24 protein-coding genes are annotated in these 15,672 nt (G+C 55.9%); 17 read left to right on the top strand and 7 right to left on the bottom strand.

The genetic code is table 11. From position 1 onward, the window contains the following. Nucleotides 1-59: 59 nt before the first annotated feature. The 3 genes from MMC1_RS14115 to MMC1_RS14105 are packed head-to-tail and all read left to right on the top strand — an operon-like array spanning nt 60 to nt 1,134. The gene (locus MMC1_RS14115) at nt 60-248 is read left to right on the top strand and encodes a hypothetical protein (protein ID WP_011712911.1); all 189 of its coding nucleotides are present in this window, start codon (nt 60-62) and stop codon (nt 246-248) included. After that, a complete protein-coding gene (locus tag MMC1_RS14110) occupies nt 245-541 on the top strand; it encodes a hypothetical protein (RefSeq protein ID WP_011714336.1) in 297 nt (98 codons plus the stop codon). Before MMC1_RS14115 ends, MMC1_RS14110 begins: the two co-directional genes overlap by 4 nt. Next, on the top strand, nt 538-1,134 hold the full coding sequence (locus MMC1_RS14105) for a hypothetical protein (RefSeq protein ID WP_011714335.1): 597 nt from the start codon (nt 538-540) through the stop codon (nt 1,132-1,134). The genes MMC1_RS14110 and MMC1_RS14105 overlap by 4 nt, the downstream gene beginning before the upstream one ends. Before the next feature lies 1 nt (nt 1,135). Here the strand turns inward: MMC1_RS14105 and MMC1_RS14100 are convergent, their stop codons facing one another. Next, on the bottom strand, nt 1,136-1,444 hold the full coding sequence (locus MMC1_RS14100) for a type II toxin-antitoxin system RelE/ParE family toxin (RefSeq protein WP_011713690.1): 309 nt from the start codon (nt 1,442-1,444) through the stop codon (nt 1,136-1,138). Continuing rightward, nucleotides 1,441-1,692: a type II toxin-antitoxin system ParD family antitoxin gene (locus MMC1_RS14095; protein WP_011712981.1), complete on the bottom strand. Its 252-nt coding sequence runs from the start codon at nt 1,690-1,692 to the stop codon at nt 1,441-1,443. The genes MMC1_RS14100 and MMC1_RS14095 overlap by 4 nt, the downstream gene beginning before the upstream one ends. 131 nt (nt 1,693-1,823) lie before the next feature. Between MMC1_RS14095 and MMC1_RS20355 the strand changes: the two genes are divergently transcribed. From MMC1_RS20355 to MMC1_RS14080, 3 genes are all read left to right on the top strand, one after another. Continuing rightward, nucleotides 1,824-2,702: an HNH endonuclease gene (locus MMC1_RS20355; protein ID WP_011714334.1), complete on the top strand. Its 879-nt coding sequence runs from the start codon at nt 1,824-1,826 to the stop codon at nt 2,700-2,702. A 91-nt stretch (nt 2,703-2,793) separates the two neighbouring features. Then, complete coding sequence (locus tag MMC1_RS14085) at nt 2,794-3,357, top strand: hypothetical protein (RefSeq protein ID WP_011714333.1); 564 nt, start codon at nt 2,794-2,796, stop codon at nt 3,355-3,357. After that, entirely contained in the window at nt 3,350-4,708 is a 1,359-nt protein-coding gene (locus MMC1_RS14080; RefSeq protein WP_011714332.1) for a site-specific DNA-methyltransferase, read from the top strand. Before MMC1_RS14085 ends, MMC1_RS14080 begins: the two co-directional genes overlap by 8 nt. 33 nt (nt 4,709-4,741) lie before the next feature. Here MMC1_RS14080 and MMC1_RS14075 read toward each other — a convergent pair whose 3' ends face one another. From MMC1_RS14075 to MMC1_RS14060, 4 genes are all read right to left on the bottom strand, one after another. Beyond that, nucleotides 4,742-4,930: a hypothetical protein gene (locus MMC1_RS14075; RefSeq protein WP_011714331.1), complete on the bottom strand. Its 189-nt coding sequence runs from the start codon at nt 4,928-4,930 to the stop codon at nt 4,742-4,744. Nucleotides 4,931-5,029: 99 nt separating this feature from the next. Continuing rightward, on the bottom strand, nt 5,030-5,707 hold the full coding sequence (locus MMC1_RS20350; protein WP_011714330.1) for a DUF3489 domain-containing protein: 678 nt from the start codon (nt 5,705-5,707) through the stop codon (nt 5,030-5,032). Nucleotides 5,708-5,759: 52 nt separating this feature from the next. Beyond that, the gene (locus MMC1_RS14065) at nt 5,760-6,143 is read right to left on the bottom strand and encodes a hypothetical protein (protein WP_011714329.1); all 384 of its coding nucleotides are present in this window, start codon (nt 6,141-6,143) and stop codon (nt 5,760-5,762) included. A 26-nt stretch (nt 6,144-6,169) separates the two neighbouring features. Then, a complete protein-coding gene (locus tag MMC1_RS14060; RefSeq protein ID WP_011714328.1) occupies nt 6,170-6,367 on the bottom strand; it encodes a hypothetical protein in 198 nt (65 codons plus the stop codon). 96 nt (nt 6,368-6,463) lie between these two features. Between MMC1_RS14060 and MMC1_RS14055 the strand changes: the two genes are divergently transcribed. From MMC1_RS14055 to MMC1_RS14045, 3 genes are read left to right on the top strand one after another with little or no spacing between them, the layout of a single operon-like run. Beyond that, on the top strand, nt 6,464-8,320 hold the full coding sequence (locus tag MMC1_RS14055; RefSeq protein ID WP_011714327.1) for a phage terminase large subunit family protein: 1,857 nt from the start codon (nt 6,464-6,466) through the stop codon (nt 8,318-8,320). A 3-nt stretch (nt 8,321-8,323) separates the two neighbouring features. Beyond that, a complete protein-coding gene (locus MMC1_RS14050; protein ID WP_011714326.1) occupies nt 8,324-8,539 on the top strand; it encodes a phage head-tail joining protein in 216 nt (71 codons plus the stop codon). Further along, the gene (locus MMC1_RS14045; protein ID WP_011712990.1) at nt 8,539-10,023 is read left to right on the top strand and encodes a phage portal protein; all 1,485 of its coding nucleotides are present in this window, start codon (nt 8,539-8,541) and stop codon (nt 10,021-10,023) included. Before MMC1_RS14050 ends, MMC1_RS14045 begins: the two co-directional genes overlap by 1 nt. A 1-nt stretch (nt 10,024) precedes the next feature. On the opposite strand, the gene MMC1_RS14040 is transcribed toward MMC1_RS14045, so the two are convergent. After that, nucleotides 10,025-10,354 carry a hypothetical protein gene (locus tag MMC1_RS14040; RefSeq protein WP_041640931.1) on the bottom strand — a complete coding sequence of 110 codons (330 nt, stop codon included), beginning with the start codon at nt 10,352-10,354 and terminating at the stop codon, nt 10,025-10,027. Between the two features lie 91 nt (nt 10,355-10,445). On the opposite strand from MMC1_RS14040, the gene MMC1_RS14035 reads away from it, so the two are divergent. From MMC1_RS14035 to MMC1_RS13995, 8 genes are read left to right on the top strand one after another with little or no spacing between them, the layout of a single operon-like run. After that, a complete protein-coding gene (locus MMC1_RS14035; protein WP_011714325.1) occupies nt 10,446-11,678 on the top strand; it encodes a S49 family peptidase in 1,233 nt (410 codons plus the stop codon). 14 nt (nt 11,679-11,692) lie between these two features. After that, nucleotides 11,693-12,358: a head decoration protein gene (locus MMC1_RS20345; protein ID WP_011714324.1), complete on the top strand. Its 666-nt coding sequence runs from the start codon at nt 11,693-11,695 to the stop codon at nt 12,356-12,358. A gap of 2 nt (nt 12,359-12,360) precedes the next feature. Further along, entirely contained in the window at nt 12,361-13,374 is a 1,014-nt protein-coding gene (locus tag MMC1_RS14020) for a major capsid protein (RefSeq protein ID WP_011714323.1), read from the top strand. 2 nt (nt 13,375-13,376) lie between these two features. After that, nucleotides 13,377-13,694, top strand: a complete 318-nt coding sequence (locus tag MMC1_RS14015; RefSeq protein ID WP_011714322.1) for a head-tail joining protein — start codon at nt 13,377-13,379, stop codon at nt 13,692-13,694. Then, a complete protein-coding gene (locus MMC1_RS14010; RefSeq protein WP_041641259.1) occupies nt 13,694-13,954 on the top strand; it encodes a hypothetical protein in 261 nt (86 codons plus the stop codon). The genes MMC1_RS14015 and MMC1_RS14010 overlap by 1 nt, the downstream gene beginning before the upstream one ends. Before the next feature lie 11 nt (nt 13,955-13,965). Then, a complete protein-coding gene (locus MMC1_RS14005) occupies nt 13,966-14,883 on the top strand; it encodes a hypothetical protein (protein WP_011714320.1) in 918 nt (305 codons plus the stop codon). Between the two features lie 2 nt (nt 14,884-14,885). After that, nucleotides 14,886-15,257, top strand: coding sequence for a hypothetical protein (locus MMC1_RS14000; protein ID WP_011714319.1), 372 nt, complete (start codon nt 14,886-14,888; stop codon nt 15,255-15,257). 1 nt (nt 15,258) lies between these two features. Further along, nucleotides 15,259-15,669, top strand: coding sequence for a phage tail terminator protein (locus MMC1_RS13995; protein ID WP_011714318.1), 411 nt, complete (start codon nt 15,259-15,261; stop codon nt 15,667-15,669). Nucleotides 15,670-15,672 lie beyond the last annotated feature (3 nt).

The raw sequence follows: 15,672 nt of genomic DNA, 5'->3' as shown, positions 1-15,672 counted from the left end.
CAGATGTATATCGAAGCATCTGCCGGTTTGCAATAGATTCTGTCTTGGAGGTAGAAGAGATGCCCATTTCCCTGCTGGTAAAAACCGTTCTTGGTCGTGTGAAAGAGCCCTCGTCCTGGAGTGGCGTGGCCGTTCTTCTGGCCATGTTTGGACTAAGCCATGAGCAGACGGGAGCCATAACCGAGTTGCTGGCAGCTGGGGCGGCTCTGGCTTCGGTATTCATCGCGGAAAAAGGGGATCGTTCGTGAGCCCACAAGAAGTGACGGTTGAACGCCGTCGTGGCCTGGAACGGCATGTCCAGACTGTGTTGACCATGGGTGTAGCTGCACTGATGGCATGGCAGTTGAGCACGATCGAGCAGATGCGTGTTGAACTCGCCATCCTCAGTGGCCGGGTGGATGCCCTGGCTGCGCGGGTGGACGAGGCGTCCTTTGAACGCTATCGGGCCACTGATGCGCACCGTGACTTTGCTCTGCGTGACCAAGCTATCAAAGCTCTTGAAGGGCGGGTAGATCTGGTGGAAGAGGTCTGCCACAAATGATCCGTGTCGAGGCCGACACAAGGCGTGTTGCGCAAGCCGCAGACAACCTTGCCAAGCAGGTCAGATATGCCACCGCCCTGGCGCTGACCCGCACGGCTCAGGATGCCCAGGCTGAAGTGCGCCGCCGTCTGCCAGAGCGCTTCACCATCCGAACCGGATGGGTTGCCAAAGGCATCCGGGTGAAACCGGCGAAGAAGAATGATCTGCAAGCGTCGGTACGGGTGCTGGATCCTTTCATGGCCCTGCAGGAGACCGGTGGGGCCAAGCGCTCCCAAACCGGGGATGCTCTGGGCGTTCCTGTGGGAGCCCGTCCCGACCCCAAGTCAGTGACTCGACCAGGGAAGTTTCCTGGTGCTCTGCTGAAGAAGCCCAATCACTTTATCGCGCCCTTGCATGATGATCCCTCTACCCACGCTGTGTGGCGTCGTAGTGGTCGTAAGGGGCGTAAGCTGAAGATGATGTACCGCTTTGTGGATCGAGTTGAGATCAAGCCCCGCTTTGGATTCATGGATACGGTCAAGGGTGTGGTTGAGTCGCGTTTTCAAAAGAACTTCAACGAAGCCATCACCGAGGCCATGGCTTCAGCCCATTAACTTAGTGATCCTCATCCAAAATGGCATTCAGATCCCGTTTGGTATGCAGCACACGTTGAATTTCTGCTGGTGAAGGGTAGGGGTCATAAACGATCACATATTCAAACCCATGGACGACTAAAAACCTCACATCGCGGGAAGTGATATCGGTACGCTCTTGACCCGCGAATGGATATTCACCAAGTAGCCGGGTTGCCTTTTTAATAGCCTCTCGTAGCGCTCGAGCAGCCATGGGGTTTTCATTTCCAAGATCTTTGGCGGCCCCTTGAAGATCTCGCCGTCCTTGAGGAGTAAAAACGGCAGGCTTCATTTTGAAACACGATCAATAATTTCATCCATTTCTTCCAGAACCTGATCTGCCGTATAGGTCCCTTCACGTTGGGCCTCTTCTTTAACGGCATCAAGCATGGCATCAAACTTGGTGCGGCGTTCCTCATCCTCTTTAAGGCGACGTAGGGCTTGGCGTACTACCTCGCTGACGCTATTGAAACGCCCGCTCTCGACACAAGAGCGGGCGAAGGATTCCAGTTCGGGGGTCAAACTAACGTTGGTGGCCATGAACACCTCCTATGTCAAAGTTTGACACTAGGGTACAAGAAACAGTCTCCAATATCCAGATTCATTCAAGTTCAACCTGATCCAGGCCTCGTAGAGAAATTTACGGGGCATTTTTGTATTGGGGGAAGCTCATGAACGAAGAGAAACCAGCACGCAAGGTCTGTAAAAAGTGTGGCAAAGATAAGCCCATTGCTGACTTCCCGTCGCGTTTCTACAAAGACAAGCAGAACCTTTATATCAGTGGGCATTGTGCTGAGTGTGAACTCGAAAGGTGCAGGCTTAAGAGTAGAAAGCGCACAAAGGTGCAACGGCAGGCAGAACGGCGCCGGATCAATGAGAACAAAGGCCGACAATATCGTACTATTGACGAGGTCCAGGCAGAAGCATTAGAGCGGCAAGAAGCCAGACATGCCAAACGGGATGCAACTGAAGCTTGGAACCGCTGGGTATATCAGACAGCTCCAGATTGGTGGTTGAACGCCTTCTATGCGTCGAAAGGTACTCCCTGGTCGGATCATCGTTTATCTGTCGCAGATCGATATCGGATTCGCTATCAAAGAGATCCTGAGTTCAAAACCAATGAACGTGTACGTAGTCAGGCTTACAAGCATGACAACCCAGAGAGAGTATCGCAGTGGAGCGGTGGTCAAAGCCGTGTGATGGATCAACATGACGGTACCATGGAGAAAGGGTCTGCCATGGCATTGCTGAAAGAGTTTGATGAGTGTCCATACTGCGGTGAGGATTTAATAGCTTCAAATAGCACGCTTGACCATATGGATCCCATTGCAAGTGGTGGTATCCATGGTGTGAGTAACTTGGTTGTGGCATGTGACCAGTGCAATAGATCAAAAGGATCCACACCCTTTATGGATTGGGTCGAGACGCTTTCACAACCCTATCGAGATAATGCCTTGATGACCTATTGGCAGAAGCAATTGTTGGCCCCTGGAAAAATCGCACGGGACCTGGAACGCTGTAAAATCAATGGGTTCCGCGTGAGCGCTTGAGTTGCCTAGCGACAGTAATAAAAACGGGTTCGCGGTTCGCACTTAGGTTCGCACCCATCCACCACAGCACTGAGGAATAGATGAGAGCGCAATGGGCGTTTCCATTCGGCAGTATGCCAAGCTGCGCGGCGTCTCCGATGCCGCTGTACGTAAGGCGATCAAGGCCGGGCGCATTAGCAAGGAGCCGGATGGCACGGTAGATCCGGCCAAAGCAGACGCGGCCTGGGAACGAAATACCAATCCCGCTCAGCAGCGCGAAATTTCTGCAAATGGGGGGGCGAACCCCAGTGCAAACCAGACTGCGAACCCTGGGTACGCACCCCCTGCGAACCCGCCCCAGAGGTTCGCATCCCAAACACCACCGTCACCACCCCTGAAACAGGGCGCACCGGACTACCAGACCAGCCGGGCCATTCGGGAGGCCTACAGCGCCCGCTTGGTCAAACTGGATTTTGAGGAGCGCTCGGAACAACTGGTCAGCAGTGACGAGGTGAAGGTATCCGCATTCAATCTGGCCCGCCGGGTACGGGATCGGCTCTTTACCATCCCCCACCGGCTCTCCTCAGTGCTGGCATCCGAAAATGATGCCGGAGCGATTGAGGAGAGGTTGGATCAGGAACTGAGAAAAGCCCTTGAGGAATTGAAGCATGAATGAGATCCCTGCCATGGCCGAACGGATTGAACTGTGGCCAACGGATCGGCTGTTGCCCTATGCGGGCAACGCCCGTACCCACAGTGATGAGCAGGTCGCCAAGGTGGCGGCCAGCATGGTGGAGTTTGGCTTTACCAACCCCATCCTGGTGGACGGTAAGGATGGCATCATTGCCGGTCACTGCCGTCTCTCTGCCGCCCAGCGCATTGGCCTAGCACAGGTGCCAGTTGTGGTGTTGGATCATCTCTCTGATGCTCAGCGCCGTGCCTATATCCTGGCGGACAATAGGCTGGCGCTGGATGGTGGCTGGGATGAGTCGATCCTGGCGGCAGAGCTTGCTCGGCTTCAGGAGGATGAATTCAATCTCTCCCTGGTGGGATTCACCGATGAAGAGATGCGGGACCTGCTGGACGGCTTTGCAGATGATATGGATGGTGATGGCAGTGGGACTGCTGCGGGGGCCGATGAGGTAGTTCCTGAGCCTCCAGCCAACCCGGTTTCCAAAACCGGGGATCTGTGGATCCTTGGGGAGCATCGCCTCCTATGCGGTAGCAGCCTCAATCCCGAGGATGTGATTCGGTTGATGAACGGTGAGCGGGCCATCCTCTTCGCCACGGATCCTCCCTATCTGGTGGATTACGATGGTACCAATCATCCCGGTTCCAAAGAGAGCCGTAAGCGGGAATCCCTCAATAAGGACTGGTCGGATAGCTACGGCGTGACTTGGGATGACTCCTCCCAAGGGCCTGAGCTCTATGAGGGGTTTATCCGCGCCGCCATCGACCACGCCATTGAGCCCAACGCGGCTTGGTACTGCTGGCATGCATCTAAACGGCAGGCAATGCTGGAAGCGGTATGGGAAAAGATGGGTGCCTTTCAGCACCAGCAGATCATCTGGAACAAGGAGAAAGGTGTCCTCACCCGCTCCAAGTACCTGTGGAAGCACGAGCCCTGCTTGATGGGCTGGATCAAGGGCAACATGCCGCCCAAGATCAACGGCGCCGAGTTCCTTTCCACCGTCTGGGACATTCGTGGGCTCTCCGGTGAGGAGCGACCTGACCATCCCACGCCCAAACCACTGGACTGTTTCGCCATTCCCATGCGTCAGCATGTGGAACGAGGTGGCCTCTGCTATGAGCCCTTCAGCGGCTCCGGCTCTCAGATCATGGCCGGGGAGATGACTGGGCGGAGGGTGCATGCCATGGAGATCTCACCGGTCTATGTGGATGTGGCGGTAAAGCGGTTCATTCAAGCCACGGGGAAGATTGTCTATTTGGATGGTTCCGGCGGGAAAAGTTTTGAGGATGTAGCCTTGGAACGGGGTATTGATCTGGAAGCAGAACCGCCCGGCTGATCCGGGTTGGCTCTGGTTGGTGGTGATCGTGATTTAGGCTTGAGCGTCTTCTACTTCAATCTCTTGAAGCATGTCGCTGAGCCAGCCAAGGTCTCCGTTGCGGCGGTGGATCTCCAAGATCTGCTTGGTCAGGGCGGCCAGCTTCTCAGGAATCTCTGAGTTGTCTTCAACCTCTCGCATGGTGGCGTTCACTTTGGCGTGGATGGTGTCAATCTTAGTCATGGTGCTTCTCCAAGCTGTTGTTTTCTCTTGGATTACACTATCGCTCTAATCGCAGCTATCATCAACTTAAACAGAGCAAAATCAGTCGGTTAATCGTCGTTATTCCGTGATGCGGTAGGTGGTGATTCCATCGACCTTTGCGCGGGTGACGTTGAGCCCCAGCTTTTTCTTCAGAGTGCCGGAGATCGCGCCCCTAATTGTGTTGGAACCCCATCCAGTCTCTTCAGTGATTTGATCCAAGGTAGCTCCTTGGGGGTGCTTCATCATCTCGATCATGGTGGCCTGTTTGGAATTCACCCTGGTTCCTCTAGATCGGGGCGTTTTGCGTTGTGCTGCTTCAACCCCAGCCTGGAAGGCGGCTTCCAAAGCGCTCTGGACGCCCCAGACGCTGACGTTATGGAAGTCGAGGCTGTCAGAGTTTCTGGTCTCGAGCGTGTCAATAAAAAGGTGATCCTGGGCGATCTTGCTGAAGATTCCAGGCTTGAGATCTTCCGGGGTATCTGTTTCCTCAGTCATGGCGTCGATGATCTGGTTCTCGACGGGAGGTAGAGCAGGAGGCTCCTGGCCAATAGCCTGGTATGCAGCGCTGGTAAGAACCCAGTTGGGGTAGGGTGGGTTGATGCTTACGTTCTCGATCAAGCCTTTGGCTTCCAAGGCGTTGATCACCTTTACCGATGCGCCCCCTTTGATCCGTTCTGGTAAAGGATTGATCGACCCGTCTGGGCGCTGGGCAGCGGCTTTAAGAATGGTCTGTTGAGTATGAGTGAGGTTAATCATCTCTCTTCTCCTGTTTGTTTTGGCCTGGTTTGTCGCTGAAGACCACTTCTCTTCATCGAGTGGGGTGCTGGATCGCATGCACGGCGTCGTCAATCCAGCTTTTATAGCTTCTGTTTGCCATTCTCTTGGCCAGATGGTCGGTAATGGCTTCAGGGGTAGTTGGCCCGCCCTCAATGAAGCTTAGGTCATCGGCAAGGTGGCGTCCGAAAACGCTGTCCAGAAGGTCTCTGGTATCCTGTGCATCGAGATTGTAGCTGTTTGCAAAGAAGTGGCTGGCGGCCAGCCAAGTCATCTCTTGGTCATAGCCGTTATGTCTGGATGTCCCCCAGAATCCCCAGTTTGGATTGTTGGTAGGTAGAGGCATGATCTGGAGATTGTCCCGGTTGGCTGCCGTTTCAAGGATGGTCCGTTGGGTCGGGCTCAGTTGGATGGTCATGTTCGTTCTCCGTTGTGAGGTTGGTCTCAAAGCCAGTTGTCGCCAATGTGGGGAAGTAGGTCCCCCTCGTTTGCTGTGAAGTATTCGATCTCCTCGAAAGCCTCTGGTTGGTCGATGATCACTCCGCCGGTGACGCTGACGGCTACTCCGTACTTGCGGGTGAGTTCTGCCAGCTCTTTGGCAAAGGCTTCAAGGCGTTGCTCATGATTCAGTTTCTCGTTCATTTTCAAGCTCCTAGATGTTCGCTTTCGTAGGATCTATATAGCCATAGATCCAAAGCCTCTATCCAGCATAAAACGATGCAATTTCAATAAACTAAGATGGCTATCTCAGCGGCAAGGATCTACGAGGATGCATTCCTTCAGGGGTTGATGCCCGATCCGCATCTGACGGTCTCTGAATGGGCTGATGAACACCGCATGCTCTCTTCGGTGGCCTCGGGTGAACCGGGGCCATGGCGTACCGATCGCACCCCCTATCTGCAGGAGGTGATGGACTCTCTTTCACCCAGCTCACCTATCGAGCGGGTGGTGGCGATGTTTGGTAGTCAGCTGGGCAAAACCGAGTGCGGGTTGAACTGGGTGGGGTATGTGATTCACCACGCACCAGGGCCCATGTTGATGGTTCAGCCCACGGTGGAGATGGCCAAACGCTACTCTAAACAGCGGGTGGGACCGCTCATCGAATCAAGTTCTGAGATCCGGGAGCGGGTGAAACCGGCTCGATCCAGGGATTCCGGTAACACAGTGCTTTCCAAGGAGTTCCCCGGTGGGATCCTGTTGATGACCGGAGCCAACAGCGCGGTGGGGCTCTCCTCCGCGCCGATTCGGTATCTCTTCATGGATGAGGTGGACCGTTTTCCAGGTGACGCTGATGGCGAGGGGGATCCTGTGGCGCTGGCGATTCAGCGCACAGCGAACTTCTCTAACCGCAAGGTACTGCTCACCAGCACACCCACCATCAAGGGCTTCAGTCGGATTGAAGCAGCTTATGCTGAGAGTGACCAGCGCCAGTTCTGGGTACCCTGCCCAGAGTGTGGCGAATTCCAGGTTCTGACATGGGCCCAGGTGAAATGGCCTCATGGTGAGCGAAAAGCGGCGTTTTACCTCTGCCCCCACTGTGAAGCAGAACTGGCTGATCATCAAAAGGGCTGGATGCTGGAAAACGGCGTCTGGCGAGCGGCGGCAGCAGGGGATGGTAAAACAGCAGGCTTTCACCTCTCCTCCCTCTACAGCCCTCATGGTTGGACCTCATGGGGGGACATTGCGGTGGAGCATGGTCTGGTGCACAAGGATCCATCTCGATTAAAGACCTGGGTCAACACTAAAATGGGGCAGTGTTGGGAGGAGCAAGGTGACCGTATCGATGGCGAAGGGCTCATGGAGCGCCGAGAGGTCTGGGGCGAACTGCTCCCTGCTGATGTGGCTGTACTCACAGCTGGCGTTGATGTTCAGGATGATCGTCTTGAAGTTGAAATCGTAGGCTGGGGCCGGGATGAAGAGTCCTGGTCCATTGACTATCGGGTATTGTGGGGTGATCCCTCATCCCCAGCTGTATGGGAAGATCTGGACAACCTGCTCCGTCACCCCCTTGGTCACAGTCGGCAGTTGCCAGATATGACCATCCGGGCCGCTGCCATTGATACCGGTGGTCACCATACCCTGAAGTCCTATGCCTTCTGCCGATCCAGGCAGGGCCGAAGGATCTGGGCCATCAAGGGGCGTGGTGGTCAGGGAGTACCCATCTGGCCCCGCAAGCCCTCCACCAAGAATAAGGGCAAAGTACCCCTTTTCATCGTGGGTGTAGATGCCTGCAAAGAGGCGATCCTCTCCCGTCTACGCATTGAAGAGCCAGGTCCCGGCTATCTGCACTTTCCCATGCAACGGGATGGGGACTACTTCAAACAGCTTACTGCCGAATCGGTGGTGACCCGTTATCACAAGGGCCGCCCCATTAGGGAGTGGAAGAAGCGGGATTCCGATCGCAACGAGGCCCTGGATTGCCGTGTCTATGCCATGGCGGCACTACAGGGGCTGATTGCCATGGGGTTTCGGCTCAACATGGCGGTTGAGAAGATCGCTGAACACCCTCTTAAAAATGCGATGCCTGAGCCCGGCAAAGTGCAGCAAAAGAAGATCAAACCCAAACGGCGGGTTATTCAATCTGGATGGATGTAAACCATGGCGACACTCTCAGAACTACAGATCCGCCGGGACAAGCTTTTGGAACGGCTAGAATCTCTCCAGACCCGTGTCAGCCATGGGGACAAAACCGTTCAATATGACCTCAGCCAAGCCCGTGAAGCGTTGGATCTGCTGGACCGAGAGATTGCCCGTAATGGTGGTAGCCGTCGTGTCGCCCGACACCTGCGCGTGCGCAGCAATAAGGATCTCTAATGAAGCTGTTTAAGCGTCTGTTTGGTGGTCCTCCCAAACGCCGGGCAGGATATGAGGGTGCAGCATCTGGTCGGCGTCTGGGTAACTGGCAGCCGGAAGAGGCCGGGATCAATGCCCTGCTGTTTCGCGATGCCACCCTTATGCGTGCACGCTCACGAGACTTGGTGCGCCGTAATGCCTGGGCATCCAACGCTGTAGACTCTCTGGTTGGGAACCTTGTGGGTACCGGTATCAAGCCCCAATCCACGGTAAAAGACCCCCAGATCAAAGCCCAGATTCAGTCTTTATGGCTGGCCTGGACAAAAGAGGCCGATGCCCACGGCATGCTGGGCTTCTATGGCCTTCAGGCTTTGATTGCCCGCGCTATGATCGAGGGGGGCGAGGTGCTGGTACGGCTGCGCAATCGGGATGCCCGTGATGGCTTGTTAGTCCCCCTTCAACTCCAGGTATTGGAGCCCGAACATCTCCCTGCCAGTGACAGCCGGGATCTACCCAACGGGCATCGGGTAAGGGCTGGGATTGAGTTTGACAAGATCGGTCGCCGGGTCGCCTACCATCTGTTTCGGGAACACCCCGGTGAACAGCCCATGCTGTTCAAAGCGGGGGATGTAGTCCGGGTGCCAGGCTCAGAAGTGTGTCACATTTTCAAACCTCTGCGCCCCGGTCAGCTAAGAGGAGAACCCTGGATGGCTCAGGCGTTGGTCCGCCTCCATGAGTTGGATCAGTACGACGATGCGGAGCTGGTGCGGAAAAAGACCGCCGCGCTCATCGCCGGCTTCATCACCAAACCTGACCCCGAGTTGGGCGTTGGCGGTGAGGATGGACAGGACCCGGATGAACAGGGGGCCGTCCCCGTCACCTGGGCTCCCGGCACCATGCAGGTCCTGCTACCCGGTGAGGATGTAAAGTTTTCCGATCCGGCAGACGTGGGCGGTCAATACGGGGAGTTCATGCGCACCCAACTCCGCGCTGTGGCTGTAGGGCTTGGGCTGACTTATGAGCAACTCACCGGCGACCTCACTGGGGTGAACTACTCCTCCATCCGTGCTGGCATGGTGGAGTTTCGCCGCCGCATGGAACAGATCCAGCGCATGGTCTTGATCCATCAGCTTTGCCGCCCTGTATGGGAACGGTGGATGGATCAGGCTGTTTTGTCGGGTGCTTTGCAGCTTCCCGAGTACAGCAAACGCCGCCGTGAATATCTGGCGGTGAAGTGGATACCTCAAGGGTGGACCTGGGTGGATCCACAAAAAGAGATGAACTCCATCATCTGGGCGATCCGGGCTGGTCTGCTCAGTCGGGCTGAAGCAGTCTCTACCTACGGCTATGACATCGAAGAGATCGACCGGGAGATCGTAGCCGATAACAAGCGTGCCGATGAACTGGGGCTTGTGTTTGACTCTGACTCACGGCGTACTTCCCGGTCGGGAGTTTCGCGGGACAGCAAGCAGAGTGATACAGAGCTTGTGGATCTGAATGCATAAATTAAGCGTTTTGAAGATGGCTCACTGCTTTGTGAATGCTTAGGACGTTTTCATCAAGGTTCATCATGATACAAATTCCACGATTGTATACCTCAATCTCTACAACATCGTCGGTGAGAATAATTCTGAGGTGATCGTATTCAAGAGGATCTCCCAGGTGTTTTTTGCCATAAGAACCACCGAGATTAAGAAGATTTACCTCGTGCATCTGCTTAATAAACTCAGACGGGATGTTTGAAGACTTCCATGTTTTTAGTGGTAAATCAGAAGGTTTCATCCCTGGTTTCAGAAGCCCCCAACGATATTCAATAGCTTTTAAATCCTGAAGCATCAGCACATCTCCTCAATTGATAGATCATTGAGATTATGCGCGTATTTCAGATGCGCAGCAATCTCGATATGGCATGTCTGAAGGAATTACCATGACACAAAACATGTTGCCCCATCTGGCATCCCGGATTCTCGGGACGCCGCTTATGGTCGACCGCGCCCGTTTGGAGACCATCCTCTCGGTCATTGGTCCCCGCGTCGGCTTGGAGCCAACGGCCATGCCCAGCGGCTTTGAGCCCAAAGACCATAGCTCTGATTTGATGGTCACGCCTAATGGAATCGCCATCGTGCCCATCCACGGCACCCTGGTGAAACGGGTGGGGGCCGTCGAGGCTGCTTCGGGGCTCATGTCCTACGCATCCATTGAAGAAAAACTGCTGGATGCCGCCACCGATCCAGCCGTGCGAGCAATCCTAATGGATATCGACTCCCCTGGTGGTGAGGTTGGGGGCGTGTTCGATCTGGCGGCCATGATCCAGGAGGCGGGGCAGGGCAAGCCCATCTGGGCGCTGGCCGATGATGCTTTTTCCGCAGCCTATCTCATCGCCTCCCAGGCTCATCGCATTATTGTGCCCCAAACTGCGGGGGTGGGCTCCATCGGCGTCATAGCTGCTCATGTGGATGAGTCGGAGAAGGATGCCAAAGAGGGGCGCAGCTACACCACCGTGTTTGCTGGAGCCCACAAGAATGACTTCTCCAGCCATGCCCCGCTGTCGGATGCAGCTCGCTTCAACCTGCAACAGGAGGTCGACCGCCTCTACGGCATGTTCACCGGCATGGTGGCATCTGGCCGCAACATCAGTGAGACAGCGGTTAGGGCCACTGAGGCAGGGCTCTTCTTTGGCGACAATGCCGTTAAAGCTGGCTTGGCTGACCATGTCGGCACCATCCGCGATGCCCTAGCGGGGCTCACCACCCTTATTGAATCTCCCAAACGAACATTCATGCACAAATTGGAGGCCACTATGCCCACCGATGATACCCCTGTGTTGGATCTGCCCATGGCTACCACCACCCCACCTAAACCCCCATCCAACGTCGTCGACCTGGATCAGGTCCGTGCCGAGCATGGCAAACAGATGCGCAGTGAGGCTCAGGCTATTGTCGATCTCTGTGCCCTGGCTGGCATGCCTCACTTGGCAGGCGGCTATATCGCCGAAGGTACTGCTGCTGAGGCGGTACGCAAAGAGCTATTGGCCAAGCGGGCGGATGCTGAGGAGATCCATTCCGAGGTGATGCCTGGTGATGGCACCCGTATGCAGCCCAGACAGAGTCTTGAAACCAACCCGGTGGTGGCCTCCTGCCGCAAACTCGCCGGTCAATAAGGAGGTAATCAACCATGCCTGCGATTCAACAAGCCAACAATCTTGGGGATGTGCTCAAGTTTGAAGCCCCCAACCTTTATTCCCGAGAGACCGTCACCGTGCTGGGTGGGGTGGGGACCGAACGGGTACTGCCTGTAGGTACCGTGATTGGTCGCCGTACCAAATCCGAGGTAGCCGCTGCGGCCGATGCGGGTAACTCCGGGGATGGTACCATCGGGACCGTTACCCTGGGATCCCAGGCCGTACCCGGTGTCTACAGCCTCACCTGCATCATCGCCAGCCCTGACAGCGGCACCTTCCAGGTAGTGGATCCCAATGGTCACCGCCTTCCCGATGTGACGGTGGGGATGGCCTATGACACCTCTCACCTGAAATTCACCATAGATGATGGAAACACTGACTTTGTGTTGGGAGATCACTTCACCGTGCTGACCACCGGGGATGGCAACGTGGTGGCCATGGACCCCACAGCGGTGGATGGCTCTGCTGATCCCATCGGCATCATCGCTCAGCGGGTAGTGGCCCCTGTAGGCCAGGATACCCCAGAGGTGGCGATCCTTCGTCACGCCATCCTGGCTGACCACGCTGTGGTCTGGCCCGACACCATCAACGAAACCCAGAAACTGGAAGCTATCGCAGCCCTTGAGGCCCGGGGCATCCTTATCCGTCAGGGAGTATGATCATGGCTCTTGCCGCAAATCCATTCAATAATGATGCGTTCGGTACCGTCGCCCTGACGGCAGCCATCAACATCCTACCCAATCGCTATGGCAAACTGGATGGCATGGGCATCATGCCCGCCCGTCCTGTGCGCCTGCGTCAGATTGCCATTGAAGAGCGCAATGGAGTGCTCTCCCTGCTGCCTACCGCAGCGGTAGGATCCCCTGGAAGTACCGGTAAGCGCGGAAAACGGCGTATCCGCTCCTTTGTTATTCCCCATATCCCCCATGATGATGTGGTGCTCCCTGAAGAGATTGCCGGGGTGCGTGCCTTCGGCAGTGAAGGGGAGCTTGAGGCGGTCTCCGATGTGCTGGCCATGCATCTGCAATCCATGCGGGATAAACATGCCATCACTCTTGAGCACCTGCGTATGGGGGCTTTGAAGGGAGAGATACTCGATGCCGATGGCTCGGTAATCTACAACCTCTTTGATGAGTTCCAAATCAGCCCTAAAACCATCAACTTTGAATTGGATGACGCTACCACCGATGTGAAGGCCAAATGCCTGGAGCTGAAACGCTATCTGGAGGATAACCTCCGGGGGGAATTCATGACCGGGATCCATGTGCTGGTTTCTCCAGAGTTTATGGATGCCCTGACCGGCCATGCCCGCGTCGAAAGCGCCTATCAGCTTTGGCAGCAGGGGCTGATGTTGCGTAGTGACATGCGCCATGGGTTTGAGTTTGGAGGCGTTATATTCGAAGAGTATCGGGGCCAAGCGACGGATCCCGGTGGTGCCGTGCGGCGCTTTATCGCTGCAGGGGAGGGGCATGCCTTCCCCGTAGGAACCGCCCAAACCTTCTGCACCTACTTTGCCCCTGGCGATTTCAATGAGAGCGTCAACACCCTGGGGCAGCCGCTCTATGCCAAGCAGGAGCCCCGTAAGTTTGAACGGGGCACCGACCTGCACACCCAGTCCAACCCGCTGCCCATGTGCCACCGCCCTGGCGTACTGGTCAAACTGACCGCCAGCTGATCATGGCTGCCTGGGATGACGGGCTGATTGGTCTCAATGCAGCCTGTATCGAGGTCTTTGGCCAAGCCATCACCCACACCCCCGCTGGCGGGGAGCTTTCCGAGCTCTCCGCCATTTTTGATTGCAGCCGTGAGATCACTACCATCGATGCCGTTGGGGTGCCGGTGCAGAGCTATCGACCGGTCATTGAGGGGCGAGAAGCCGACTTTGCCACACGTCCTGCGGTGGGTGATGGGGTGGCGGTCGGTGGGATCAACTACCGCGTCATGGATGTGCAACCCCGTGGGGATGGTTGGTTGGCGCTGATTCTTCGGAGGTAATGGTGTCCCTGTTTAAGAAGGTGTTTCCCGAATTGGTGCATGAGGCGGAGAGCCTGCTTATCCGCCGTATCGCCTATAACCTGGATGGCAACCCTGAATACATCGGGCAGGCCAATCCAGGGGCCCTGGATACCGATGAAGCATGGTTTGTCCGGCGCATCGCCTATGAGGGGGGCAATCCGGTCTCCATCCTGTTTGCCGAAGGCTCCACCAAGTTTAACAAGCGCTGGGATCTGCGTGGATCCTATGACTATCGATAGGAGCAACCGTCGTGTACGCACGTTATGATTACAACGCTGGAGCCAGCATCAGCAACATGCTGTCGGATATTGTCTCGCTGCTGACCGGCACCACCGATAAGGCGACGTTGTCGGCATCCTGCAATCAGGCCTCTACCCAGATTATCTCTCAGGTGGCCGCCGGATGGACCCTGCATGATGCCAGCGCCGGAACCAACATGCAGTGTCTGAAGGCCCCGCTGGCGGATGATGCCAGCGCCTTCAAATATCTGTGTGTGGATCTGAACACCACCGGCTATCTGTTTCCCAAGGTGTATGAAGTATGGGATGCAACGGGTCACGCTGGGACCAATATGGCGAGCACCAGTGACAGCACCAGCTACAACCAACGCATCGATACGAGCAATGGGGGGTCGCTTTATATCTGGGCCTCAGCGCGGTTTGTCATGTTTGCCAGCCAGACGGCAGCAGGGTGGGCCAGTACCATCAAACCTGGTCCATCCGGTATTGTGGAACGAACCCGATACTTGCCCTGGGATACCCCGGCCGCCGGGTGGCCGCCGTTTCTGTGGTGCAACCTCGGATATGCCATGTATGGCACTTTGGGTTATTCACCCCGACACATGCAGAAAGACGAGACCCCTGTCACAGGCACATCAGCGTCCCTAACCGCTGGAACGGTCTGTTTCTCAACATTGGCCATGCCTTCGGGCAGTGACCAGAAGGTACCGGATGGTGCCGGTGGTTCCACCATCCCAGCCTGGCCTTTGATGGGCCACAACGCCAGCCATATGCCACTGATGTACGGTGAGATCTCCTCGCTGTGCGATATCTGGGTGATCCCCGACAATATGGCGGCAACCCACGATGTGCTCTCCATGGATGGCAAGCAGTACTCGGTGGTGCAGACCAACGGACCCACCGAATCCATGATCATTCGTAAGGGCTGATCATGGCTGATCTGAATGATCCCGGTTTTGCCCTGGAGGGTGCCTATTGGCCTCTCCCATCTGTGGGTGGTGTTCTGGAGCGATACGGCAGCCATGCAACGCTTCTGGACCAGGCCATCTCCTATATGGGAGGCTATCTGGAGCCAAGGGCAACCTCCAACATCGCCTATCCATCAGGTATCCCCCTGGTTGGTCTTCTCAACGTACCCATTCCTCCGGCCAGTCACTGTCAGGTATTGACCCAGATTACCCCTGCCTTTCCCCATCGGTTTGGCCCCAGTGACTGCGCCGATGGCGTTGGTGCGGCAATCCCCAGCATAGGTCCATGTAAGCCACCGCTGATCTCTGTGTTACCGCCGTTGATAAGGATCTGAGGTGCAAAATTATTTGCAGGTTGAAGGGCTGATCGTTCAGCGGTTGAAGGATCAGCTTGAGGAGATCCGTGTGCTCTCATCCTGGGGTATGCCGGTGATTCATGAAGAGGCAGAATTACCCCCTACGGTGATCATCTTTCTGGAAGAGGACAAGCCGGGGCCCATTCAGGGTAATCAGCAGAAGGTTGAACAGACCTGGCTCTGTCTGGTGGTGGTGCGGGATGCCGAGAGTGATGCCGGGGCACTGATCAGCCGGGTGATCAATGCGGTGGTGGGTTGGACTCCGGATAGAGCCCTCTTCAAACCGTTTCAACGGACGCCATCCGCTTATTCACCGGACTACTCACCCAATGGAATCTTCTACTTCCCATTGGCGTTTGAGACATCGTTTCTATTCAAAACAACGGAGTAAAGA

The sequence above is a fragment of the Magnetococcus marinus MC-1 genome (assembly GCF_000014865.1).
Taxonomy (GTDB): Bacteria; Pseudomonadota; Magnetococcia; order Magnetococcales; family Magnetococcaceae; genus Magnetococcus; species Magnetococcus marinus.
The sequence above is the reverse complement of the archived record's forward strand: the minus strand, read 5'-3'. Positions and strand labels throughout refer to the sequence as shown.